The following is a 23,674-nucleotide window of genomic DNA, read 5'->3' on the forward strand; positions in this document are numbered from 1 at the left end:
TCATAGCCGCGCGCGAAGTCGCCCTCGGGGCGCTCGAGCTTGATGACCCGCGCGCCCGCGTCGGCCAGACGGGACGTCGCCAAAGGCGCGGCCACGGCTTGCTCCAGCGAGATGACGATCGTTCCCTCCAGCGCGCCTGGCATGGCTCTTCCTTATGGTGCATTTCCGATACCATCGCACCGGAAGGGGTCCTTTCGTCAAATAGCGTTTTGTAATGGCAGGTATAGCGAAACGGTACAGGCGGCAGCCCGCCCGCAGCACCCTAGCCGAAGAGGTTGGGCCGCTGGGTTTCGTTGGATAGTTCGGCGCTCCAGACCTGGTCCTTGACCAACTGGCGAAGGATCTCCCACGATAGCTGCCCGACGGCGCGGGGCGCTGTCTGCAACGGCCGTTCGGTCGAGTAGGCCAGGTACACTTTCCGTGTAATTGCCGGGTTTTGGAAACTCCACGCCCGAAACAGGCCAGCCTGCGCCTCAGCGTTGATCGCCATCCGCGGGAGGATCCCGTAACCGATCCCACGTGTCACCAATCTCTTGATCTGGGTGTAGGAGTCGATTTCGATGGCAGGGTTGATGGCGACCTGGACTGAGGCTGCCACGACCTCGATCAGTTCTCGCAGACCGTGGCCCGGGCCCGGCACAACGAGGGGCAAACCGGCGACGTCGCGAAGCTCCACGGAAGAGCCCTGTAAGTCGGCCTGGCCCGGCATCGACGTGCTGGCAAAGAGACAGATTTCCTCGGACAAGCCGTGATGTACAGCGAGCCCCCGAGGATCCGAAGTTGCATAAATCATCGCGAGGTCAACCTCCCCCCGCTTCAACCATTCCAGAATGTAGCCGCTCATCGCCTCAATGATACGGATGCGCACCTCGGGGAACCGCTCGCGGGCGGCCTCGATCAGCGGCGCCGCGAGAAGCTCGCTCACTGTACCAGGCAGGCCGAAGCGCACTTCACCGCGAGGAGCTATGGCGGCGCCCCTCACGCTGTCGTTAATTTCGGCAAACTCGGCTAGGATGCGCTTGGCATGCACCATCAGCCGCGTGCCCGCTTCGGTCGCACTCACGCCATGTGGCCCGCGATGCAGGAGAGGAAGGCCAAGCTCCTCTTCCATGTGTCTGACATGCTGGCTCAAAGCGGGCTGCGCCACATGGAGCTGTGTCGCGGCCTTCGAGAACGAGCCGCTCTCGACGACCTTGGAAAAATATCTTAGCTGTCGAAGGTCCAAAACGGCTCCCTAGGCTCCGCGGAGGCCTAGCGTATAACATTCCGTTATTGAGGCAACGACAAAAAGCGGCCGTCCTTCTATCCCTGCCCTAACAAGACCGCGTCGGCGCTGTCCATGGATCTCTTGATCCGTCCGGCCCGCCGACGGACTTCATCAATCAAGGCGGTGAGCACCACGTTCCGGGGACTGCCTCCCTGAGGCCGCACGACGGCAATCGTGCGGACCATGGCGCTGTCAGCGATCGCATAAGCGCTCAGCACGTGCCCGGCCACTTCGCGCGTCACGCTCGAGTGGGGCAGAATGGTTGCGTACTGGGTGGTCTTGTCCGCGACGACAGCTTTTACGGCGCCGAGCGAATCGAGCTCGAGTTCCGGCTGCAGCGCGATGCCCCGGTCGCGGTAGACCCGATCGATGATCCGCCGCAATTCATGGATTTCGCTCGGCAATATCAACTTTAACCGGCTGATGTCTCCCAACTGGCGCGGCGCGTCGACCTGGGCGCGGGCATAAGCGGTTACCAGCACGAGGCGCTCGGCAAACAGATTGAGGATGTCGAGCTGATCCGGCGCGCTGGGCCGATAGGTGAGTGCAGCGTCGAGCCGGCCGGAGCGCATGAGACTGGCAAGGTCGCCACTGTAGGCCTCGACGACATTCAGCGTGACACCCTGATACTGGGCTTCAACAAAATTGCGGATGTCCTCCAGAAACAGCGGCACCATCGTCGGGCATATGCCGAGCGAGATTTCGCCCTTGAGCTTGTCCGAGCGCTGGCGCACCTCGCGGACCGCATCATCGAGCCCATCGATGTGCAGGCGCGACTGGCCGAGGAGGAACCATCCTTCGGCCGTGGGCTCGGCACCGCGCCCACTTCGGTTGATCAACGAGATACCGACTTCCTTTTCGAGCAGCTTAATTTGTCGCGTCAGGGACGGTTGGGCGACCCCTATGGATTGGGACGCACGGGAGAAGCCGCCGTGCTCGCAAACCGCGATGAAATAGCGTAGACGCCTGAGGTCGATGCCTTCCATGCCCAGTTACCGGCCCGTCACGCGGTCGAGGAGCCGTGCGATCCACGGGGTCGTAACGGACTCAAACAATGGGTTCACGTCCGGCACCAGGACGATCCTGTGGCGAGGACGTTGATCGATGACGGACAGGCGTCCCTGATAGGCCAGCCACCACACGATGAATACGCCGACAAACCAGAACAGGACCTGCCAGATCAGCAGCGAAGGCACCCCCGGCGCCACCACCACGCCAGCAAAAATCGGCTCGCTGAAAAATGTGTTGCCCAGGATTGCACCGGGGCCGAGCGCGAAAAACGCCCACAGAAGTGTCAGGGCCCATTTGGCCGTTGTGGCCGCCTGACTCCCCTTGCGTGCCGGCTGGCTCTCCTCGAAAGCGTCATGGAGGCGATCCCTGCGGTCCCGCTCGGCGCCGCTGCGCGTAAACAGGGACACAAGGAGGCACGCGGTGAAATTGGTCGCAAGTCCCCATCCCGCCGAATGGACCGACAACGGCCAGCGACCCCATGGCAGGTCGACGAAGAGCCGCTCGAACAACACCAGTCCAAAGCTCTCGGTGAACACCACGCAAAGGCTTCCGACAATCAGACCGGCCAGAACACCGCTGCGGCTGATCCAGCGCACCCAGCATAGGCCGAGCACCGCAGGCAGCAGCTGCATGGATAGGCTGAGCGTGAGGGAGGAGAAGATTGTCGCGCTGAGGGGCGCATAGCTCGCGACGGCAGCGACAGCTCCGTAGACGAGCGCCAAGGTCACCCGCGCGGCAAACCGCATCGAACGCTGGTCCATGCCCGGGATGATGTAGCGTGATGTCAGCTCGATAGTGCAGACCGATGCACCGGATCCGGCAAAGAATGCGACCGCGATCTGGCCCGATGCGACCAGAAGGACTGTAAAGCCCACTGCCACCATCGGATCGAGCGTTGCCAGCCGTGTCGTGAAGGCTGTCAGCGAGCCACTGGCCGCAATCTCCGCAGCCAGAACCGGCCCGATCAGGATCAGGGCGCCAGCCGCGAGTCCCGCGATCATCCAGACCTGGCCAAATGCAAGGCCGCGGCGCGGCGCACTTGTCACGCCCAGAAAGCTGAAGCCGGGACTGATCGCGATGCCGCCCAGAGACAGGGCGAACGTCAGTCCCGCGAAGGTGGTCCAGAGCCCCCCGGCCGGCAGCTCTTTGCCAATGCCGGCGCTAAACTGGATTACGCCCGGGATCTTGTCCGGCAGCACGCCGCTGGCTGTTCCAATCCCGTTGGCGGCGAATGCCAATTTGTGGAGCGCAAAGCCGGTGAATCCGCCGAAAAAGATTATGAGAGCCAGGACCAGCAGGGACTGGGCGGCGACAAGATAGGCAATCCCGCGCCAGCCTCCGATCACGCTGCAGAGGAACAGGACGAATGCGATTGACCAGATTGCGAGACTGGACGGAACGTCGTTGGCGGTCGCGCCGCTCACCAAGGCACCCGCCTGAGACAGGCACATCGCCGCAAAGGGGACGCTGAAAAGGAACAGCACGAACAGCAAATAGATGCGAAGCGTCGTGCTGCCGAAGTAATCGCCCAGCAGGTCACCAAGCGTGCGCAGCGAGGTCAGCCGGGCGGCAAGCCAAACCCGCTTCTGCGTGATGGCAGCGCAAAGGGCGATACAGATGAGACCGACTGCGACCTGGTTGTATTGAAGGCCGAAGGTGGCGAGCAAAAGCAGATGATCGGGAAGGCTGAGGCTGGCCAAGGTAATGCCGGCGCCGGCGAAGATGATCACCCATGGCGGCAATGCCAGGCCTGCGTCGACGAAATCACCGGGTTGCTGGGCGTGACGGCCGCTGATGGTCGCAAGGTAAAGGCCCAGGACCGCGACGATGCCGAGCACGGAAACCAAGAGCGGGGTCATATATGGTCTCCCGGCGCGCGTTTTGAATCTCGGTCATCCGAGCGGAAGTCCCGGATAACGTCGAACGCTTCGAAGGCCTGCCGTGCCCCGTACCGGGTGATCATGTAGAAAACGACCACGACCCCCGTTGTGATAAAACCGATGCTCAGCGGCAAGAAGTTGTGCGCGGCAAATGGCGCGCTGACCAGCGACAGAACAACGAACAACACAAGCGCGAGTCCGTAGATGACCAGGCCGAGCCCTAGTTCTCGGGGCGAGAAACCCGTCCCGTAGACCACATTGACGATCACGTGAGCGACAAAGCCCGCCAGAATGGCCGCGAACCCGGCAAGGATATAGGGTGTTCCGCCGCGGCCAAATCCATACTCAAACAGGATCGCGGCGGGCAAGGCCACTGCCAACCAGCAGGCCATGACCAAGGCGTGTCGGTCCAGCGCTTCGTGTTTGCCGAGCGGGGTCATCGGTTGCTCTCGCTAGTTTCGTACGCGCTCAGTCGTCCTTGTCCTTCGGCGCATCCGAACCCTGGAAGTTGCGGAACGACATGCCGCCGGCGCTTCCGAGGTTCTCGATCGGCAGTCCCAGGTCCTTCATGAGACCGTCGACGAAGGCGACCTGGGTGCGATATTTCATAGCGGAATTGACAACGCGATCCGTCATGTTGCCGCCGCCCGAGCCGCCATCGCCGCCACCCATTTCGGACGGGCTGTTGAGGCCCGGCAGGCCGTCGACCTGGAGTATCTTGATCGATTCGATGTTTTCCATCGGCTTGACTGTCTCGCGGATGATGCTTGGCAGATTGCTGACGAGGTTTTCGTAGATGGCACTGCGTCTGCTGGCATCCGAACGGGTGTTTTCGGACTCGTTGAGCATACGCTGCCCGGCGGCGTCCTTGGCATAGCGGACCTCGGCCGCATTGGACTCGGCGATTTCCGCCAGCGCCCTGAGTTCCGTGGCTTCTTTCTCGGCCTTTGCCGAAGAAACGACGCGTTGGGCGTCACGCTCGACCCTGGACGAAGACTGAATGAGCTCGATCCGCTTGATGCGTTCGGCCACTTCTTCTTCGCGTGCGCTGTTGACCTGCTCTTCCTGTTCAACCTGTTTTTTCAGAGCTTCCGCGGCCTGGGTCTTTGCGTAGGCTTCCTCGATCGACTTGTTGATCACCGCGATCAAGCGCTCCTTGTCGACGATTTCGACTTCCTTCTGCTGCTCGATCTCAAACTTATCGACAAACTTCCGCGCAGCGATGCGCAACTCGTCGATCTGGCGGTTGGCGGCGATCGACGCGTCCTGGATCTCCTGAAACGCCTTGGTTTCGGCGAGTTTGATCTTCTGGTTTTTCTCGATCTCGAGCTGCACGATTTCCTCGTCGACCCTCAAGCGTTCGACATCGACATCGTAACGTTTCTTCAGGCGTGCCTTTTCCTGGTCGGCCTCAGCAAGTTCGTTGCTGATGCGAACCTCTTTCGACTTCGCCACGGCCAGCAATTCAATGGTTTTGTCGGTCTCGATTCGATGCGTCTCGGTCACCCGCTGGTTCTGCAGTTTGGCCTTGTCGATCTCGGCCGATGACGTCGTTTCGATGATCGACAGCTCCTGACGCGAACGGATTTCAGACTCCTTCACATGCTGCTCGTTATCGATCCGCTCTGCCTCGATTTCCCGGCGGTTCTGGATCCTCTGCATCTCGAGCTCGCGGCGCGACATGATCTCGGTCATCTCAGTCTCTTGCTGCTTCTTAATCTCCAATGACCGCACCTCCGACTGAGTGTTGATCCGTTCGGAATCGATGAGTCGGTCCTTGGCGATACGAATCCGCTCGCCTTCTTGTTCGCTGCGGATCCTGGCGTTCTGAATACTGATTGTGGAACTAGATCTCTCGGCCTCAATCTCGGCCAGTTGGGCTGCTTTGCGGATTTCGATCGCTTGCGTTTGTTCGATGCGGGCGTATTCGAGGTCACGCTCGATCTCCAGAGACCGCTGCTCGGTTTCGAAATCCTTGAGCTTTATGCTGATCCGCGACTCGTTTTCGATGCGGTTGCGAAGCTGGCGGCGCTCTTCGATCTGCTCGGTCAGCTGCGTCAGGCCTTCGGCATCGAACGCATTGGAGGGATCAAACACGGAGATGTCGGTCTGGTTGAGGCTCGTCAGAGAGGCGTTTTCAAGCTCGAGGCCATTCGACCCCAGGGTCGTCGCCGCCAGGGCGGCCACCTCACTCATGTAGCGGCCGCGGCTGGTGTGGATTTCGTCCATGGTCATCGTGGAGGCGATGGCCGACATTGCATCGACGAACCGGCCCTGAACGATCTCCTTCAGCGCGGCAGGATTCTGGGTGCGGTCACCGAGGGTGCGGGCGGCAGTCGACACCCCGGCTTCCGTCGGCACCACACGCACGAAGAACTCGGCGATGATGTCGATGCGCATCTTATTCCTGGTGATCAGGGATTGCTCGCCGAGCCTCCGGATCTCCACCGGGATGGCGTTCATGTTGACACGCGTGATGTCGTGGACAATCGGGATGATCAGCGCACCGCCGCCCATGACCACCCGCTCGCCGCCGAGGCCGGTGCGGACGAAGGACTGGTCTTTGGATGAGTGTCTGTAGAGCCAGTGCAGCAGGTAGACACCGATCGCGATGATGATCGTTATGAGAATAACGATTGCGATCACATCTGAGCCATTCATGGGAAGATCCTCCACTTAACCGCGAGCGCCAAGCACGTTGGCGCGAAGATTGACAGCCTTCAGAAACGCTCCTCGCCGGCGACGGCGAGGACGATCATTGAGACGGCGATGAGATTGATAAGGTCGGCAATGGTGTAGAGCACGATGATGGGCGCCACGTGCCCCGTTCCGATAACGACGTCCACGAAATGCAGGATCGGGTAAATTGCCCAGCCGATCGTCATGATCAGCCTGATCCAGAAATAGCCGAGGCGGATAGGACGCGTCGACTTGCTGATGGCGTCCGCCATGGCGCCGAAATACAACTCGCCAAGGATATAAAGCCAGAAGGCGATCGACAGCAGCACGCCAAGGGTCGGATTGAAGATCCGTGCGTCACCGAGATAGCGGGCCAGCACCATCAGGATTGCCGCGGCCAGGGTCCGCCAGAACACGCCCACGGGCACCTTTCCTGCGATGCTCGCAAGGAAGAACACCGATGCGACCTCCATCGGCTGGACCACGAACCACGCGACGTAGCGTGAGGCGGCGCTGAGCTGCTGGCCCGCCAGCCAGATGTTGGAGGCGGCATAGTATTCAAGGCCCGACGCCAGGAGCGCAACAGCCGACAGCGCCAGCGGAACCCGCCAGCGCTCGGACGTCCATGTCAGGCCCAGCATTGCCAGAGCAGCCGTGGCAAACATGGCAAGGGTTGCAACACTGAGCGCGGTGCTGACCACCGCGCTGGATTGAAAGAGTGTTCCGAACATGGGCTTTCCCTAGACCTGGGCTCTGATGTGAGGGGCGCGGCCGTAGAGTGCGACCATCGGCAGGATCAGAAGACCGAAAATGAATTGTTGCCATTCGTATTTGAGCCCGATGCCAATCAGGAAGGCGCTCAGGACTTGCAGGACGAGAACCCCGATGACGGTGTAGCCATAGCCGCCATAGCCGCCCATGAGCGACGTCCCGCCGATCACGACTGCGGCCAGGGTTGTGAAGAGATACTGGTCGCCAACCCCTATGAACCCCCCTCCGCTCCAGCCCAGCAACAGGCATCCTGTCAAGGCGGCTGAGAAGCCGCTGATGGTGTAGGCGAGTGTCCAGTATTTGAACTCGGAGACACCGATCAGCTTGGCCGAGCGGCGATTGCCGCCCAGGGCGTAGATGTAGCGGCCGAAGGCGGAATAACGCAGGCCAACGATGACTATGACGGCAATGACAACCCACAACAGGATCGTTGGCGGGACAGCCAGACCGAAGGTACGACCATTCATCGCGGCGAGATTTTGCAGCCATTTCGGAACGGTCCCAAAGACGTTGCCGCCAAAGGACGATCCAATGCTGGTCAGAATCTGGACAAGCCCAGCGATCGCAAATCCCATTCCGAGGGTGAGGATCAACGCCTGACCTTGCAGCCGGTAGGACAGAACGCCATTCAAGAAACCCAGGGCACCGCCGATGATCAGCACGAACACCAGCGCGAGCCAGGGCGGTACGCCAAGGCCGATCAGGAACAAAAGCCCTATGTTGGACGCGCCGATAACAAACGGGATAGAGAGGTCCAAGCCGCCGAGCAACGCCACCAGCGTTTGCCCGACGCAGGCAATGCCCAGGAACGCTGCAAACAGCAGAATTGCTTTGATGTTGGCGGCAGAGAGGAACCCGTTGATCGTAAAGGAGCTGATCACGATTAGCGCCAGCAACACAATCAATCCAATAAAGGCGCTGCGGCCATGGGCGAAGCGGTTACCGACCTTGAACGCAAAGACCAGGATCGCTTCCAGCAGCAGGAAGGCAATCAGGTTGCCAAGGGATCTGAAGGACGGGACCGTGGCCGTGATCAGCAGATACACGATCAACATTACCGCCATGGTGATGATCAGGACCCGGTTGCCGACCCAGACGCCACCGGCGTCAGCCGGGGCTGCAGACTCGGTTTCAAGAGACGAAGACCGAGACTCGAAGATGACGGCGACGTAGTTGATCAGCCAGAACAGCACGGCGGCCAGAACGATGGTGTAGAGGATGACGATCTGGGCGCTGAGCCCCTGCCAAAACCCCAGGCCGAAGCTGATCGCCGCCACCACGAATGTCACGGCGAGGTTAAGCCATACCAAGGCGCGCGAACGCGGGATGAAGAGGCCGCCACTGCGGCTGCCGTTGGCGAAAGTCTGACTCATGGCCCGATCCCCAACGATTGTCCTGTCGCCACGATTCCGGCCGCGTGGCTTTGCTCGCCGACGACCAGGAACAGGAGCAGGATCAGTGCCGAGACGAAAACATAGATGAAGGCGCCAAGTCGCACGGAAACCGCTTCAGCTACGATGACGCGGACAGTGAACGTCAGCACGGCCAAGATGACGGCGACGCCGAAGACGATCCTTTGCAATGGCGTGAGATCGGGCAGAGTCGGCCCGCTCCCCGCCTGTACGGGCAGCAGCAGGTAGCGAGTCATCACGTCCGGATCGGACTTGAAGGCCTGGCCTGCGACGGCCGCCACGCCATAGGTATCGCGGGTGCTGACATACAGCATGATTCCGACGACCAGGCAGCCCAGAACAACGAAGGCCGCAAAGGGTGAAATGAAGTGGAGGTAGCGCCCGATGATGGGGACCAGCAGGGTCAGCAGGAGCGACAGAACGAGGATCAGCCCGTAGAAGAGCTGCGTCACAAAGGCTTGCGTGGACCCGAAATTGAACGTGGCAAGAACATAGCCGATAAGAAAGAGGTTGACCGCGCCCAGCAACCCCCCTGCCACGCCACCGCGTCCACCGGACAGGCTGACCCCGCCCAGCACCAGGGCGGTCACCGCCGTCAGCGTCATGGTGGTGCCCTGCGTCGGATCTCCGGACGAGATCAGCGCGGTATAGCAGATCGCGCCCAAGCCAACGAAGAGGCCGGCGATGACGTGGGCACCGATCCGCACCACATTGATCCGGACGCCGCTCGTATAGGCCGCACGCTCATCGTAGCCCATCAAACGCAAATTCGCGTAGAACGAGGTCATGGTGAACAGCAGCCAGGCCGCTATAGCCAGCAATACTATCAGCAAGATCGGTGAAAAGATCGTGTTGCCGAGGCCCCAGGACGACATCCAGTCCGGTGCGGTGCCGCCAGGTCTTGGGAGGATGACGAGATTGATGCCGGTCAGGGCCAGAAAGCCACTGAGCGCCACAATGATCGGCTGGACGCGCACGAAAATGATGATGAGGGCAAAGAAGAGCTGATAGAGAACGCCAATCCCCAGGGCGACCAGAAAGACGCCAAAGGGACCCGTGACGATGCCAAGGCCGTTGAGCTTGACGATCGTGACGTTGATGAAGGCGAGCAACGGTCCGACCGCAAGGTCGACTGTCCCACGTCCTGCCACAGCCAGAGCCATAAGCGAGAATGTCGCCAGAATCAGGGGCGCCGACACGATGATGGCGCTGCCGAACCCCGACAAGGAGACAAGGTTCGGCCCCCTGATGACCGCGGTGCTCAGGAGCAGCGCGATCAGCAGGATCGGGACCAACAGGTAGGTGTTCTGGGAACCCCTGGATTGGGACATCAACATTTGTCTTTCGTTGCTAGCGCAACCTAGAACTCGATGACCTTCCGGCCTTCACTGGGCCGCTCGCTGCGAGCGGTGGACCGGCTTTCGGAAATGCTCCGTCCGGAAAGGGCATTGCCTCCCTGACCGCGCCGCTCCGGATCGGCGCTGAGGATTTTCTTGAGGACGGGGGTGATGACCTCCTTGAACTTCGCCGGATCTTCCGATGTCGGGAAGTGGCCACCACCGAAGATGATGCATTCCGAATTCTTCACTTTTTCGGCCGTGCGCTGGGTCATTTCAGGCGTGCAGGCGAAATCGTACTCACCAGTCAGGAAGTAGATCGGCACCTTTCCCGAAATCTTCTGGCACTGGTCGCGGAAATCCGAATCGACGCTGTAGAAATACAGATCGCCCTTGAAGATGCCGGGGCCGCCCTGCGCATAGTACCACCAGGTCTCCCACCGGTAATCGTCAGGAGACTGCGGTGCCATCAGACCGAATACAGAGGTCGCGACCACCTCGCCACCATGGATGTGGGGGTGATGCAGCGCATCGATCCACCATCCGGGGGAATAGTCGCAGGCCTCAAGTGCAATAAAAGCCGAAAACTCGTTTTCATAGCGCAATGCGAGCGCCAGGCAGATGTTGCCGCCCATCGACTGGCCCATGAGGACCGGCTTGCGCAGATCCAGCGCCCGGCAGAACGCCACGATGAACTCACAATAGAATTTGGTTGTGAGTTTGTATTCGTCTTCCATCAGATGAAAATCTGCCGGCGGGATCGACTTGCCGTGCCAGGGCATATCGAAAGCGATAACGCGGAAATTCTGGCTGATGTCCGGGTCGCACAGCTGGTGCCGATACTGGCGTCCGTCCGTGCCGGCCGTGTGCAGGCACACCATCGGAATGCCTTCGCCGTGTTCCTCGTAATAGGTGCGGTACGTCTTGCCTTCGCACTGGACGTAGACGTAGCGCCCAACGATTGGATCGTGTGTATTCATGACAACTCTCCTGCGCTGCCGTTAAACTTGTCGCATCAGCGAGAGCATGCGCGTCAGCGCCCGCAGATTCTGCCAGAAGGGGAGCGAATTGCCCTCGATGATCAGCTGCTTGTGCAGCGGATGCGCCATCGCCCAGATGTCGTTGAACATCGGCGGTGGGATTTCCTGGGCAAACTTCGACCAGGCGCTGCTCGGCGCCTTGAGCCAAAATTCGACTCCCATGTCATTGGGTGTGAGGCCTTGCGCGATCTTCTGGATCTTGCCGCCACGGACGTCGACGAGATATTCCGTGTCGTCGAAGCCGAGCACGAACTTGCTGGTGAAAAACCGCCCTACTACCGGCAAAATGCGGTCGTCATTGACCTTCCTTGCCCATCGCTCGATCCACTCCAGATCAAAGCTGCTCCTGCTTCCATATCTACTCATGCGATCCTCCTGATTGGGGAATTACCATGCCCGGTTTTTACGCGGGCAGAGACTTCTTTGCCGGCCCGTAGACTGCCACGAACGACGCCGCATCGATGGCCACAGGCATGACCGCAGCCGCAAATGCGCCAAGATCGGCGTCAGCTGGCAACTCGACCATGTCCGTCTTGAGCGCATAGAGGGTGAAGAAGTACCTGTGGGCCCGGTCCGGCGGCCATGGGCCGCCATATCCCTTGCCGAACCCTGGGATCTTGAATGTCACGAAGTCGCTGTTGAACTCAGCGGCGCCGTGCGGCAGTCGCAAGCTGCCGCTGGCGCCCTCAGGGAGCTCACGGACCTCGGCCGGAATGTTGGTCACCAGCCAGTGCGCAAACGAGCGGGGGAAATTGAATGCTTCCGGCAGGTCAGGATCGGTAACAGCCAAGGCAAAGCTGCGCGTGCCTTCCGGCGGTCCGGACCAAACGAGTCTCGGTGAAAGCCGGTTGTCCTCGGCGAACCGGTCCGGGATGACGCTGCCTGGCGCAATATCGGGACAACTCAGCACAAAAGATGGTGTTGCCGCCATAGGGTTTACCTCCTGGTTCAGCAGTGTCACAGGCCTCGGCATCGGCCTGCCCTGCTCGAGTCTGGGCTTGTGACTCTCGGCGACAGTCGCCGGATTGCCTGGGTCATTCTCGTTGGCCGCCTCGCCGGGGAGGCGCGCCGTCGCGCGGCGGCCAAACATGGCGTTGAGGATGGCATGGCCATCGAAAGGCGGTTCGAAATCCGCCGAAATGGCGCCATTGCGAAACACGTGAACCCGCGTGCACAGGTTCAAAAATTCCTCCAGCTCGCTGGACAGGAAGACCACGGCATTGCCGCGCGCAGCGAATTCCTTGAGGTTGCGGTAGAGATCAAGCTTGGCCCCGACGTCGATGCCGCGCGCGGGATCGTTGAGCACCAGAGCCACCGGCTTTTCCGCGAAAGCCCTGGCAATCAGTACCTTTTGCTGGTTACCGCCGGACAGCGACGTGATGAGGTTCTCCGGGCTCCCCATCTTGACGGCCAGTTTGCTGGATTCCCACTCAAACACCGGCGTCAGCTTGGGGCGGTTTATGAAGTTGAGCACCCCGCCGGATCGAAATTCGCGATACACCGGAAGCAGCAGGTTCTCGTAAATACTCAGATTGGCAAAGATGCCCTCTTTCTTGCGATCGCCGCTGACGTAGCTAATTTTGTTTTGTCGGGCCGACGCAAGGTCGGTAACCTCGCTGGCCTTGCCGTCATTAACCACCACCAACCGGCCGGCGATCGGAGACTGGATGCCAGCGATGCATCTTACGAAATCCGCCTGCCCCTGCCCGTCCAACCCGGTAATCCCGACAATCTCACCGGGATACACGGTGAAATTGACGAAGGCAGCGTCCGGCCAGACCCGAAAATCGGTTGCACGCAGGACCGCCCGATCGCCGAGCCGCCTCGGCAACGGCTGATCACGGTCTGTGCCGCTGCGCTCGGCACCGGCAATCAGTTCGAGAATCCTGGCCTCGGTGATCTCTTCTTTGGCAAGCTTGCCGACATCCACACCGTCGCGCAAAACCGTCGCGCGGTCGGCGATACGCACCAGCTCGGCGATGCGGTGGGTGACGATCAGGATGCTTGCCCCCCGCTGCTTGAGCTGCCGCATCTTGCGGAACAGCCTTTCCGTGGAATCGAAGTCGAGCGCGGCCGAGGACTCGTCGAGGATCAGGACCTTGGGATCAGTCAGAAGAGCCCTGGCGATTGTCACCCATTGTTTGACGCTCAGGGGCAGTTCGCCCACCAACCCGGAGAGATCGATGTCAAAGCCGAGGAGTTCGCGCATCAATGCGGATGCCTTGGCTTCTTTCTCTTCCCGGTTCATGGACGAGCCCAAAAGGCCATCCGCGCCCAGGTAGAGGTTATCCAGCACCGAGCACTCGTCCGCGACGAGCACCTCCTGAAAGACATTCGAGATACCCAGCTGGCGCGCCTCGTGCGGAGACGTTGCCGACTTTCCAAGGATCGACACCTGGCCACTGTCGGGTATCAGCACGCCGGAGATCACCTTCGCCAACGTGCTCTTGCCCGAGCCGTTGCCGCCAATGATCGCGTGAACCTCCCCTGCGTAGGCCGTTAGGTTGCAACCGCCGAGCGCCACAGTCGGCCCGAAGGTCTTCCTGACCGATGAGAGTTCAACCGTTGGGTACGACATCATAGGTCCAGTTGGCCGACGTTGGTCGGCTAGACTTGCACGGAATGAAAGAAATGCCACCCCGTCAACGCTGACGGGGTGGCCAGACCTGCTTTGGTCAGTTCGCCTTGAAGGCCTCAGGATCGGCCGGACGCAGGAAAAACTGGTCCAGGTAATCCTTGCCTGCCCAGTTCTCGACACCGACGTTGTACCAGCCGTCCGAATCTTCGCTGCAATCGGCCGGGACGGCCTTCTCAAGCTGCTCGTAGGACATGGTCTGCGGCTTGGTCAGGATGGACTGGACCTTCGGGCCCTGACCCTCGAGCGTGCGCATCATGACATTCCAGCCGAACTCGAAGTCGTCGCCCGGTGGCCAGGCATGGATCGCCTGTGAGACGAAATCCTTGTTGTTGCGCCAATAGCAAAGGGCGCCGATTTCACCGCCAATCGAGAACGGGACCATATCGCGGCCGCTTTGCTGCAGCGCGCGCAAGGCGCCCAGTTCAGATGCCGACTGAATGATGATGCCGTTCAGATCGCCCGGATTGGTGGCCAGCCACTTCTGGATTTCGGACTGGGCAACCTGGTCCGTCCACATGCCGGCAACCTGGCCCACGACCTTAATGTCCGGGTATTTGGCCAGGGCCTTCAGAACGCCGACATTCTGCGAGTCCGACGCCGACGCGCCTGGAATGCCTTCGACTATCAGGACATTGCCCTTGCCGTTGATCTGCTTGGCCATCCATTCGCCGAGCATGCTGCCACCGACGACGAAGTTAGCCGAAGTGTTCACCGCATAAGGCGAGGTGAGATAGCCAACTGCAGAGAAGACCGGGACGTCACGCTGGTGGGCATATTCGACGGTCTGGTTCAGTGACGTCGGGTTTGAGCAGCAGACGATGATCGCGTCGACGCCCTGGTCCACCAACTGCCGCATCTGCTGGATCTGCGTGGAATCGTTCAGATTCGACTGGGTGATGATCACGTCCTTGACCAGTCCGAGCTTCTTCCATTTCGGAATGATCTCTTCCTGGAGCCGCTTCATGACGTCGGCGCGCCACGTGTTACCAGCATAGGAGCTGGCGTAGCCGATCGTCCACGGGGGACCCTTCTTCGGTTTCCAGTCGCGGTAAGCGCTTTCCGCGAGCGGCTGCATCGGGTCCATCATGTCTTTGTTGTAGAGCTCGTCCTGGATGTTCTTGGGCAGCTCATCCACGCCACCGGCAAATGCAGGGGTGACGCTAGCGATCGTTGCGACAACCGCAAGCGATCGCAACATGGTTGCGAATGTCGTCAATTTTTCCTCCCTTAGTGCCGGGCGTTGAGCCGTGGGCACGCTGAGTTCACCGGAACCCGGGGAGGACTATCGGGCAATCAGCACGTTGGCGGTAATACATTTTTCAAATGCGCTCTATACGCTTTCGCTATGGACCTGTGCCACGTCTTGGACCGTCGTTTCAGGGCAGCGGCCGGGCACGGTACACCGGCCCTGCATGAATGCCTGCCCACCCGTCTCCGCCGACGGATCTCAAGCCGGCTGTTCGGAAACCGAGCCACCCCACAGCAATATTGTGTTGGTATCTTATTGGCTGGTCATGCTGCCTCGTAAGTCAAAACCTTTGGGACCAAGTGAAATTTCCCTCCACTTGGGTTCCGCCTCAGCGTGCAGCCTGGTGAAACGCGCAGACGAGGAGAGAGGAACCGCCGTCCCTCCCCAAGTTGTTACGGACGAACGCGGATGACCGTCTTTCCCGCACGCCGCTCGGTCGAATTGAAGGTGGCGACGGCATCTTCAAGGCTGGAGACCTTGCCGATATTCGTCCGCAGTCGTCCGTCCCGGATCCGCTGAACGATCTCCCAAAGCTGGCCGCGATCAGCCTCGACGACGAAGTCAATCGCCAGGCCATCTGCAGGTCGAATATCCGTCGGTCCAACGACTGTCACAAGCGTTCCTCCGGCCCGGATCAGGGCCGCGGACCGCTTCTGGATATCGCCGCCGATGACGTCGAACACCAGGTCGACGCCGCCAACCTCCTCCAGTTTGTCGTTGTCGAGATCGACGAACTCATTCGCGCCGAAGTCGAGCGCCTTCTGGCGGTCGGCGGCGCGTCCGCTGCCGATGACATAGGCCCCGGCCTCCCTTGCAAGCTGCGTCACCATCGAACCGACGGCACCGGCCGCGCCGTGCGCGAGCACGTTTTGCCCCGCCTGAAGGCGGCCATGCTGGATCAGCCCCTGCCACGCGGTCAGGCCGGAGATCGGCAGGCTCGCACCCACCGTGAAGTCAACGTCGCCGGGCAGCGGCGCGAGATTGCGTGCCTCCATGGCGACATACTCAGCGAGGGTCCCGTCGCGATGCCAGTCAGCGAGGCCGAATACTCGCTGACCGATTGACAGTCCCGTGGTGCCGTAGCCGAGCGCAGTGACCACACCTGCGAGCTCATGGCCGAGGATCGATGGCGTCCGGTCACGGAAGGCTCGATCGGCCCAGGTCGAAGGCCACTCCAGTTCGGTGTTGACGAATCCCGCCGCATGAACCTCAACCACGACATCGTTTATTGCCGCCTGCGGCTCGGGCCGCTGCGCCAGCTTCATGCCGGCCGTTCCTTCAGCCTGATCCGTTGCTACGATCGCTTTCATGGGAATTATCTCCTCAGTGATTTGTTGGTTCGGGGTAAATTGCAGGCGTGGAAGGTTTTTCGACCTCTCACGCTTTTCCGTTATGCAAAGTCCAGGACATCAGCCACCGGCATGCGCGGCTTCTGCGGCCAGTTGCCGGCTCGCTCCGGTCCGACAGTCAACAGCATCACGGGCACTTCGTCTTCGGCCAGACCAAACTCGACGTGCACCGCCTCGGAGTCGAAACCGATCATCGGCGTCGAACCCAGGCCCAGCGAACGGGCCGCGTAGATGATCGCCGCGGTGCCAAAGGTCGCGGAGCGCACAGCTTCGTCGCGCTGGCGCTGGGGCTGATCGTCATACAGTCCGCGCGCGGGGATTTCCCACTCCGGCACCAGGCGTGCCGGCATGATGCCGGCTTCCACCACGGGCGCTAGACGGTCGGGGACGGTGCTGGCATCGGCCAGCCTACTGATGATGATGAATGTCACGGCCGCGTCGGTGATCGCGGGCTGGTTATTCCAGGCGATCGGACGCAGCCGCGCCTTGGCTTCGGGCGAGCGTACGGCGATGAAGCGCCAGTTCTGCAGGTGGAAGGAGGTTGGCGCGGACGTGCCGATACGCACCAGGTCGCGGATTTGATCGTCGGTCAGCGTTGCGGCGGTGTCGTAGTACTTTGCGGCACTGCGGCTCAGGATGGTTTCGATGACTGCGTTCGTCGCGAAAGCGTTTTTGCTCTTCCTGGTTTCCACGAAGATTTCGGCGGCTGCGCGGGTTGCGGGTCCGGTGGCTAGGCTGATGCAGTTCATTGGATGGCTCCCTTATCAAGTGATTACGGAGCTTAATTTACGAGGATGATTGATTATTTCGAGACTTAGTTAGCTCAATATGATGCTAGAAAGGATCAACTGACGCGTGAGACTCCAGTGCGGCTCGAGCCGATGCGGGATTGTGCGCCAGTCGGCGCCATTCCCCCGGCGTCATTCCCATCCTTTCGGCAAATACACGGCGGAACGCCGAAACCGATTGATATCCGACCGTCTCGGCGACGGTCTCGGTGCTGATCTCTGGCTTTTTTAGCTCGTTGGCTGCCAGACTCATGCGGAGATCAGTCAATAAATCGACGGCGGAGCAACCCAGCCTGTCTTGAAAGTGCCTCATGAATGTAGCCCGCGACATGCCGCACATGGCCGCCAAATCAGGCAGTTTCCAAGACCGCGCCGGATCCCCAAACATCGCCGCGATTGCTGGTGCCAGCCGCGGATGGCCGGCCAAGGCCAACAAGCCTTCGGGCGCTTCTTCGGTTTCGCTCGCCGCGCGCAGTACCAAGGTGAACAGGGCCGACGAAAGCGCGTTGAGAATGGCGCGTCCTCCCGCTCTGTCTCCGGCGGACTCCATTCGCATCAGCCTCACCAGGCTGGCCAATTGGTTGGAAGCAGAGCCGATACCGTTTTCTTCATGGCCGTCCATAGACCGCGCGACAAGGTTTGTGGGCAGGTAGTTACGGATCAACCGATCATGGGGTGGCGCGACGAAAAACCGTCCACACAGCAGGTCGAGCTGCTCGCCCTGGGCATCATTCTCGCTCAGCATCCATCCGGCAGACCCCCAGCGTTGCTGGGTAGGGATTGGTGTTTGCCCACTACCGTCGTGCAGCACATGCGCCGCACCGTGCGGCAGCAACACGATGTCTCCGCTCATCAGCTCCCTTGCTGTTCTCGTCTCCGGATCCTCTAAAATGGCCCGGCCCTTGACGATGACGTGGTAGGGAATTTCGTTCGCGGCAGCCCTGCTCCAGGGGACGCGCCACGGTGCACCGTAGGCGCAGCGGACCTCGAGCTGGCCAGTGACGGTGATCATTTGCAAGAGATGGCTGAGCCAGTCCACTTCAGACATTGGACCTCGAAAACCGGAAATGGTGAAACATCCTATCGCAATTATGGATTGGTTCTGCTTGTTGCCGGAGGCCACCGAGCGTCCACGATCAAGGTCCTTTATTAGACCTCGCCATAACATTCGGCTATCGACCCTTTTTGCGTCCCTACCCGCATCGAACGACAGGGAGTCGGCAGGACGCCGCTCAGCAGAGCGACTGTTTTCAGGAAGGCGCCGGGGTGACTTGAATGGAGGACATTGGGTGCAACGATTTTACCAAGAGCTGGAATGCCGCTGCCGACCGCGAACGCACGATAGTCGTCGGGATTCACAACCCAAGTGCTCGCCTCTTTCCAAAGGTCCAAGCGACTCCGCCTCCTGAGCAAGCCAGCCCGGAGACATGTCTTCCCAGCTGCCGCTCGACCGACGGCGACCAAGGAACGAGGTGGAAACCCAACCCGTTGTCGATCATTGCGAACCGGCCCGAGGCGAGCGAACACCTTTGTCGATAGATGCCAGCCACTTGGTCGCCTTCCGACGCTTTCGCATAGGGCAGACCAGTCTCTGCAGCCAGTCGGGCGCCGAGCGCGTTCACCTCGCGATCGCGTAGCGTGTCGATCAGGTTGCGAGCGAGGATCACGCGTTGGCCTTCGTGCCGTGCGAGGCCCTCCTTGACATGATGATCGGTGCGATCCTGAAGCGCCTGCTTCACTTGCCTGCCGAAGCCCCCCTCCCCGATTTCGGCGGGTCTGCTCGCGACAAGCTGACGGTCGAGCCAAGTCGCGCCGCCGGCACCGATCTGCTCCTCGACGGAGAAGTCTGAACGGATGGCGAGCGCGACACGACCACGGCCCTTCGCATCCTTGTAGTGGCGGAGCTCAACTATGGAGCCAGGTGCTGAATCTCCTGTTGCATCGAGATCTTGAAACCGGATGTGATGGACGCGTCCGTCGACACCATCGACCACGGCATATGCCGAGCCCCGCAGTTCGTCGTCGAGCCCCCGCTCCAAAAGCCGACCGATAATAGGTTCGGCTGTCTGTCCAGCTGCAAGGACATAGTCGGCCGCGCCTCTCTCGACGCTATGGTCGGATATGCTGCGATGCATCCGTTTGATGATGTCGCCACGCTCGCCGAGCGCATGCAACGTCGTCTCAGCCTCCTCGGCAATGGTCCACTGGCCAGGACGTATCTCGCTGGCGAGGCCAAGCCGTTCCAACTTGCGCAGCCGCCCGATCTTAAGCGTGAGGAACTCGTCGGGCTGGTGGCTGCCAGGCGGCGCGAGATTGATGATTCCAAGGCGATCGGCATCGCGAACAAGCTGGCGGTCGAGCTGTGTCCAGCGCTCGGTGTCGATCTGCCGTTCGACTGTCCGGCGGATGTCCTTATCGGTCCGAGGCCCCAGCGTCTGGGTGAGGATGTCGCTTGCTCGGTCGCGCATGCCCTGGCGGATGTAGTCGCGTGAGATGACGAGGTTCTCGCCATCATCCGCCACGCCGCGCACAAGAATGTGGACGTGGGGGTGTTCGGTGTTCCAGTGATCGATGCCGATCCAGTCGAGTTTGGTGCCGAGGTCGCGCTCCATATCGACCATGAGGCCGCGAGCAAAACTCTTGAGGTCGCCCAACTCCTGGGCGTCATCAGGAGAGACAATGAAACGGAAATGGTGCCGATCATCCCTGCAGCGGTCCGAGAATGCATCATGATCAGCCTCGTCCCCGTCCGGTCCGAACATTTTTGCTTTCTCGCCGTCGCGCGACACACCCTCGCGACCAAGATATTTGAGATGGGCGGCGAGCGGCGTCGATCCCCTGAACTCCCGGACAACGCGTGCCTTTACGACGGCGCCGCGCGAGCGGCCGGTGATGAGGCGATTGGCGCGGATGCTCGCCGACCTGCCACGACCGAACGTCGAGGCGCGTGAGGAGATGACGTTTCCCTTGCGCGAGATATGTCCCCCTGCCCTTTGTGCAGCGGCCAGTGCCTGGAAGATGAAGGGGCGTGCACGCTGAGCGGCCCGGGAACGAATGCGGCCAGGACGGACCCGGAAATCGTCGTCACTTTTCATGGCCGCCGAGTCTGCGAGGTGCAGCTTTTCTTGAGAAATTTGAGAAATTGGTAATCGCGCACATCGCGGATTTGCCACGCACATCGCGGATGTGATGCGTAAGTCTTTGAAATCGAACGCACCGACCGAGCCGCACATCGCGGCCCTTTATCCTGCCATCCCTTCTCGCAATCCCTGCAAGCCAACGGTCCGCCGCAATTCCCGCGGCGCAACAGGCCGGAATGCGATTGACCAGGAATGCGCCAATCAAGCAATAGTCGTCTGTTGTAAGGACACTGCGTGATGGTCCATGATCGCGATGCAACAGGGATAAACATGTGACGCGGTCTTCCCGAAACGGAGCAGAAGCCAGTCTACTTTCCGAAGCCATTGCCGCGCTTCGTGAGCTGGTCTCACGCGCTCGGGGAGTCGACGACCGGTCGTTCGACGATGGCCATTCGGTTGATACATGGCGGAGCGATGAACTCGGTGCTGCCATAGAACGTGCCGAAGCTGTGATCGCCAAGGCGGACGCTGAGGCTGCTATAACCGCGGCCCCTGTTAAGTAGGAGGCCGCCGGATTGGCGCATCGGCGCCGTGCACTTGGTCCGATACCGCCAGGCTCGTCGAGAATTCTGTCAAGGCCTGGTGTCATGTGCAGACCCCGGACGCATACCCGCTGGCGGTACGAGCGCGGTGAGATCGCTGACCGCATTAACCGCTGGTGATCGCACGCTCGGTGAGCGGATCGCCGTGAACACAGTCTCGACGGGAACATCGATCGCGCGATCGCCTCGCGAAGGTGAGCTATTCCGTGTGTTTGCGACGTGCGCGAAAATCACTGAATCGAGTGCACTCGCCCTGCCGACTTTTTGCCTTGCACGCGTCGAAATTGGAGCTGCGCCGTTGATTAGCGGTGCCAGTTTCCTGACATAATCTACTGTTTCGCACGGCAGCGGCCGACCGGTCGCAACATGCTCCTCGTACCGCCCAGGACCGGCATTGTAGGCAGCAAGGAAGCCGTTCCGGCCGAAGCGGTCGAGCATCTCGCGGAGATAAGCTGCACCGGCGAGAATGTTGTCGTGCGGTTGATATGGGTCGTCGCCAAGATGATGCTTGATCCGCAGTTCTTCCCACGTCGCCGGCATGATCTGCATCAGGCCCATCGCGCCCTTGCTCGACACCGCATGAACATCGCCAACGCTCTCGACCTGCATGACGGCGCGCAGCAGCCGCTCAGGAATAGCAAAGCGTTTCGCGGCTTCCCGGATATGAGCCGACCAGGGATCAGCTGACGAAGTCTTGGCATTGGAGAGGGCCGGCCCCTCGCCATGAGAAAGAGGTTCTGCGTAAACCGCCGATGCAGAAGGAAGGAGCATGACGCATGCACACAGGATCGTCACGCCTCGTCGGATGACAGCACATGCACCACGATCCCGACGCGCCTGCAGCCTGCCACTGTGCTCGCTCCCGTCAAGGGCAAGGCTTCGCCGGCCGGACTTGCTTGCCGCAAATTGCTGGGCGATGAGCGTCCGTAGCGATTGGCAAGCGTCCGGCCGCCCTTGACCTTCGCTGCGCGCGGCAGCCGCCTGACAGGCGATCGGGTCGAGGGGTTTGACCAGCGCTTGATCGATCAAAGGGTTTGACGCGAAAGGTTGGGTGCCGCGCAGTCGGCGCATCCGATCAACCTCGCTCGTCGCGCTTCGACGGGCGGCTCCAGTGCAAAGCCCAGACACTTTTCTCGGCATCGGACTGAAACAGGTTGGCGCGGATCGGCTGCGTGAAGGACGGATCATCGATGGAGACGGAGAGGTAGTTGCCAGCCTTCTCGCCGGTACGCTCCCACGCCGCACCGATCTCCATGCCTTCGCAGAAGACGCGGTGGTCCGGCGCGTTCTCGGCATCCGACTTCTCGGCGGGCAGGATGGCAAGCTTCGCGTCGAGCGTTAGCGTTGAGACGTTACCGAAGAAGCCGTCGTTATTGCGGGTGAAGGTGCCGATCTGGGCCATTGCAGTGCTCCTTTCATGAGCCTTTGGGGATGATTGGGACGGCCTTCACGGCTCGCCTAAAATGTGATCGCTTGAAACTTTCGGAGTCGGAGAGGTGCTGTCGGTTGCCCAGACAGGGGTCGCGCGGCCAATGACTGAAGTGAGCGGCACCGGTCCGAAATAGCGGCCATCAAAACTGTCGGCCGCATCCCGATTCATGAGAAAGACTTCACCGTCGGCGATCACGCGGCAGCCCTGCCATGCGGGCAACGGTCGGCCGCGACTATCGCGCTCGCGCGCAAGTCCAACGGTCACGCCATGGATGATGATAGCGGTGCCCTGTCGGCAGACGGCCGTGCCTTTGAGGGCCAACACGCGCTTCAGAAGCGGCACGCCCTTCGGGAGATATTGACGCTCAGCCAGGAAGCTGGCGAGCGGCTGGGGTGGCATGACGACGGCGATATCGGAAACAGCGATCCTCTCGACCGGCTCGACCCGATACAACCCGACGGGGACGCTCGCGGATGCGTTCCAGATGAAGTGCGGTCGATGGTCGATCCACGCCGGAGCGACCGCGAGAACCGCGCAACCCAGCATCGCGACGATGATCACTGCGCGCATGCTCATGGCTCGATCCTGCAACGCAGGAGCCATGCCTCATGGCGCTGGCGTGTGTAGGGCCTGGGCGTCTCGCGCGCGGCAAACCTACTGTGGGCATGCCGCCAGTAATGCGGTGACACATCGACTGGGTCGATGCCAATCGCCTCGATGGCGTCGATGATCTTCAGCACTTCTTCGACGTTCCGCCATCCGATCACTGTGAGCAGGATCTCGGCGCCGGGGCGCACATATGCGACGGTCGAGCAGCGCCGACCGGCGGGGACTGCACGCAGTATGTCGATGCGGGACGCGACGGTGCCGAAGTCATTGCCCATCCACCGGACGAAAGCGAAGACGCTGCCAGGCGTGAAGGTGACGGCACGACGAGTGCGATCGATGTTCCTGTTCGAAGCAACCTTGCCGAAGCGGATGTAGTTCTCGATCCGCTTCTTCAGCCACACCAGTTCGACGGTGGTGAGATCGCTCATGCCGACCTCCATGACAGGAGGCCACGAACAAGCATGGTGAAGCGAGGGGCGGAAAAAGTGGTCTTGTTCCGGTAAGAGCAGTGGACGTCGATCGCTCTCGGC

Annotated in this window: 21 protein-coding genes; all 21 read right to left on the reverse strand. The window is 60.8% G+C overall.

Going from position 1 to position 23,674, the window contains the following annotated elements:
- Positions 1-143, reverse strand: a 143-nt coding sequence (locus tag EN990_RS20835; RefSeq protein ID WP_206519287.1) for a CoA transferase, incomplete at its 3' end; no start/stop codon positions are given.
- Between the two features lie 119 nt (positions 144-262).
- Entirely contained in the window at positions 263-1,225 is a 963-nt protein-coding gene (locus tag EN990_RS20840; RefSeq protein WP_127370209.1) for a LysR substrate-binding domain-containing protein, read from the reverse strand.
- Positions 1,226-1,302: 77 nt separating this feature from the next.
- Positions 1,303-2,253 carry a LysR substrate-binding domain-containing protein gene (locus EN990_RS20845; RefSeq protein WP_127370210.1) on the reverse strand — a complete coding sequence of 317 codons (951 nt, stop codon included), beginning with the start codon at positions 2,251-2,253 and terminating at the stop codon, positions 1,303-1,305.
- A 6-nt stretch (positions 2,254-2,259) separates the two neighbouring features.
- Positions 2,260-4,137 carry a hypothetical protein gene (locus EN990_RS20850; protein ID WP_127388364.1) on the reverse strand — a complete coding sequence of 626 codons (1,878 nt, stop codon included), beginning with the start codon at positions 4,135-4,137 and terminating at the stop codon, positions 2,260-2,262.
- Entirely contained in the window at positions 4,134-4,598 is a 465-nt protein-coding gene (locus EN990_RS20855) for a hypothetical protein (protein ID WP_127370315.1), read from the reverse strand. Before EN990_RS20855 ends, EN990_RS20850 begins: the two co-directional genes overlap by 4 nt.
- 28 nt (positions 4,599-4,626) lie before the next feature.
- A complete protein-coding gene (locus tag EN990_RS20860) occupies positions 4,627-6,834 on the reverse strand; it encodes a flotillin domain-containing protein (RefSeq protein WP_127388365.1) in 2,208 nt (735 codons plus the stop codon).
- Positions 6,835-6,878: 44 nt separating this feature from the next.
- Positions 6,879-7,568 (reverse strand): bacteriorhodopsin, encoded by a 690-nt coding sequence (locus tag EN990_RS20865; RefSeq protein WP_127388366.1) that lies wholly within the window; start codon positions 7,566-7,568, stop codon positions 6,879-6,881.
- A 9-nt stretch (positions 7,569-7,577) separates the two neighbouring features.
- Positions 7,578-8,981: an ABC transporter permease gene (locus EN990_RS20870; protein ID WP_127388367.1), complete on the reverse strand. Its 1,404-nt coding sequence runs from the start codon at positions 8,979-8,981 to the stop codon at positions 7,578-7,580.
- On the reverse strand, positions 8,978-10,357 hold the full coding sequence (locus EN990_RS20875) for an ABC transporter permease (RefSeq protein ID WP_245460930.1): 1,380 nt from the start codon (positions 10,355-10,357) through the stop codon (positions 8,978-8,980). The genes EN990_RS20870 and EN990_RS20875 overlap by 4 nt, the downstream gene beginning before the upstream one ends.
- 23 nt (positions 10,358-10,380) lie before the next feature.
- Entirely contained in the window at positions 10,381-11,337 is a 957-nt protein-coding gene (locus EN990_RS20880) for an alpha/beta hydrolase (RefSeq protein ID WP_127368623.1), read from the reverse strand.
- 21 nt (positions 11,338-11,358) lie between these two features.
- On the reverse strand, positions 11,359-11,763 hold the full coding sequence (locus EN990_RS20885) for a hypothetical protein (protein ID WP_006326052.1): 405 nt from the start codon (positions 11,761-11,763) through the stop codon (positions 11,359-11,361).
- 37 nt (positions 11,764-11,800) lie between these two features.
- Positions 11,801-13,975: a YbhB/YbcL family Raf kinase inhibitor-like protein gene (locus tag EN990_RS20890; RefSeq protein WP_206526347.1), complete on the reverse strand. Its 2,175-nt coding sequence runs from the start codon at positions 13,973-13,975 to the stop codon at positions 11,801-11,803.
- A 97-nt stretch (positions 13,976-14,072) separates the two neighbouring features.
- The gene (locus EN990_RS20895; RefSeq protein WP_224673235.1) at positions 14,073-15,251 is read right to left on the reverse strand and encodes an ABC transporter substrate-binding protein; all 1,179 of its coding nucleotides are present in this window, start codon (positions 15,249-15,251) and stop codon (positions 14,073-14,075) included.
- 425 nt (positions 15,252-15,676) lie between these two features.
- Positions 15,677-16,594, reverse strand: a complete 918-nt coding sequence (locus tag EN990_RS20900; protein ID WP_127388369.1) for an NADP-dependent oxidoreductase — start codon at positions 16,592-16,594, stop codon at positions 15,677-15,679.
- An 80-nt stretch (positions 16,595-16,674) separates the two neighbouring features.
- Positions 16,675-17,382, reverse strand: coding sequence for a nitroreductase family protein (locus tag EN990_RS20905; RefSeq protein ID WP_245461049.1), 708 nt, complete (start codon positions 17,380-17,382; stop codon positions 16,675-16,677).
- Positions 17,383-17,467: 85 nt separating this feature from the next.
- A complete protein-coding gene (locus EN990_RS20910) occupies positions 17,468-18,469 on the reverse strand; it encodes an AraC family transcriptional regulator (RefSeq protein WP_127369612.1) in 1,002 nt (333 codons plus the stop codon).
- 307 nt (positions 18,470-18,776) lie between these two features.
- Positions 18,777-20,516, reverse strand: coding sequence for a VirD2 family relaxase/mobilization nuclease (locus EN990_RS20915; RefSeq protein ID WP_127388378.1), 1,740 nt, complete (start codon positions 20,514-20,516; stop codon positions 18,777-18,779).
- Between the two features lie 617 nt (positions 20,517-21,133).
- The gene (locus tag EN990_RS20925) at positions 21,134-22,174 is read right to left on the reverse strand and encodes a lytic transglycosylase domain-containing protein (protein WP_245469197.1); all 1,041 of its coding nucleotides are present in this window, start codon (positions 22,172-22,174) and stop codon (positions 21,134-21,136) included.
- A gap of 4 nt (positions 22,175-22,178) precedes the next feature.
- A complete protein-coding gene (locus tag EN990_RS20930) occupies positions 22,179-22,505 on the reverse strand; it encodes a DUF736 domain-containing protein (RefSeq protein WP_127388370.1) in 327 nt (108 codons plus the stop codon).
- A gap of 45 nt (positions 22,506-22,550) precedes the next feature.
- A complete protein-coding gene (locus tag EN990_RS20935; RefSeq protein ID WP_127370599.1) occupies positions 22,551-23,111 on the reverse strand; it encodes a S26 family signal peptidase in 561 nt (186 codons plus the stop codon).
- The gene (locus EN990_RS20940) at positions 23,108-23,572 is read right to left on the reverse strand and encodes a DUF2840 domain-containing protein (protein ID WP_127388371.1); all 465 of its coding nucleotides are present in this window, start codon (positions 23,570-23,572) and stop codon (positions 23,108-23,110) included. Before EN990_RS20940 ends, EN990_RS20935 begins: the two co-directional genes overlap by 4 nt.
- Between the last annotated feature and the right edge of the window lie 102 nt (positions 23,573-23,674).

Origin of the sequence: Mesorhizobium sp. M7A.F.Ca.US.005.03.1.1, assembly GCF_003997975.1 — a bacterium.
In the GTDB taxonomy this organism is placed as follows: domain Bacteria; phylum Pseudomonadota; class Alphaproteobacteria; order Rhizobiales; family Rhizobiaceae; genus Mesorhizobium; species Mesorhizobium ciceri.

Coding starts and splice junctions, on each gene's coding strand:
- EN990_RS20880 (WP_127368623.1), bottom strand. CDS start 11,337: ATGAATACACACGATCCAATCGTTGGGCGCTACGTCTACGTCCAGTGC.
- EN990_RS20900 (WP_127388369.1), bottom strand. CDS start 16,594: ATGAAAGCGATCGTAGCAACGGATCAGGCTGAAGGAACGGCCGGCATG.
- EN990_RS20890 (WP_206526347.1), bottom strand. CDS start 13,975: ATGTCGTACCCAACGGTTGAACTCTCATCGGTCAGGAAGACCTTCGGG.
- EN990_RS20935 (WP_127370599.1), bottom strand. CDS start 23,111: ATGAGCATGCGCGCAGTGATCATCGTCGCGATGCTGGGTTGCGCGGTT.
- EN990_RS20870 (WP_127388367.1), bottom strand. CDS start 8,981: ATGAGTCAGACTTTCGCCAACGGCAGCCGCAGTGGCGGCCTCTTCATC.
- EN990_RS20845 (WP_127370210.1), bottom strand. CDS start 2,253: ATGGAAGGCATCGACCTCAGGCGTCTACGCTATTTCATCGCGGTTTGC.
- EN990_RS20915 (WP_127388378.1), bottom strand. CDS start 20,516: ATGAAAAGTGACGACGATTTCCGGGTCCGTCCTGGCCGCATTCGTTCC.
- EN990_RS20850 (WP_127388364.1), bottom strand. CDS start 4,137: ATGACCCCGCTCTTGGTTTCCGTGCTCGGCATCGTCGCGGTCCTGGGC.
- EN990_RS20875 (WP_245460930.1), bottom strand. CDS start 10,357: ATGTTGATGTCCCAATCCAGGGGTTCCCAGAACACCTACCTGTTGGTC.
- EN990_RS20865 (WP_127388366.1), bottom strand. CDS start 7,568: ATGTTCGGAACACTCTTTCAATCCAGCGCGGTGGTCAGCACCGCGCTC.
- EN990_RS20940 (WP_127388371.1), bottom strand. CDS start 23,572: ATGAGCGATCTCACCACCGTCGAACTGGTGTGGCTGAAGAAGCGGATC.
- EN990_RS20885 (WP_006326052.1), bottom strand. CDS start 11,763: ATGAGTAGATATGGAAGCAGGAGCAGCTTTGATCTGGAGTGGATCGAG.
- EN990_RS20930 (WP_127388370.1), bottom strand. CDS start 22,505: ATGGCCCAGATCGGCACCTTCACCCGCAATAACGACGGCTTCTTCGGT.
- EN990_RS20910 (WP_127369612.1), bottom strand. CDS start 18,469: ATGTCTGAAGTGGACTGGCTCAGCCATCTCTTGCAAATGATCACCGTC.
- EN990_RS20905 (WP_245461049.1), bottom strand. CDS start 17,382: ATGAACTGCATCAGCCTAGCCACCGGACCCGCAACCCGCGCAGCCGCC.
- EN990_RS20855 (WP_127370315.1), bottom strand. CDS start 4,598: ATGACCCCGCTCGGCAAACACGAAGCGCTGGACCGACACGCCTTGGTC.
- EN990_RS20925 (WP_245469197.1), bottom strand. CDS start 22,174: ATGCGCCGACTGCGCGGCACCCAACCTTTCGCGTCAAACCCTTTGATC.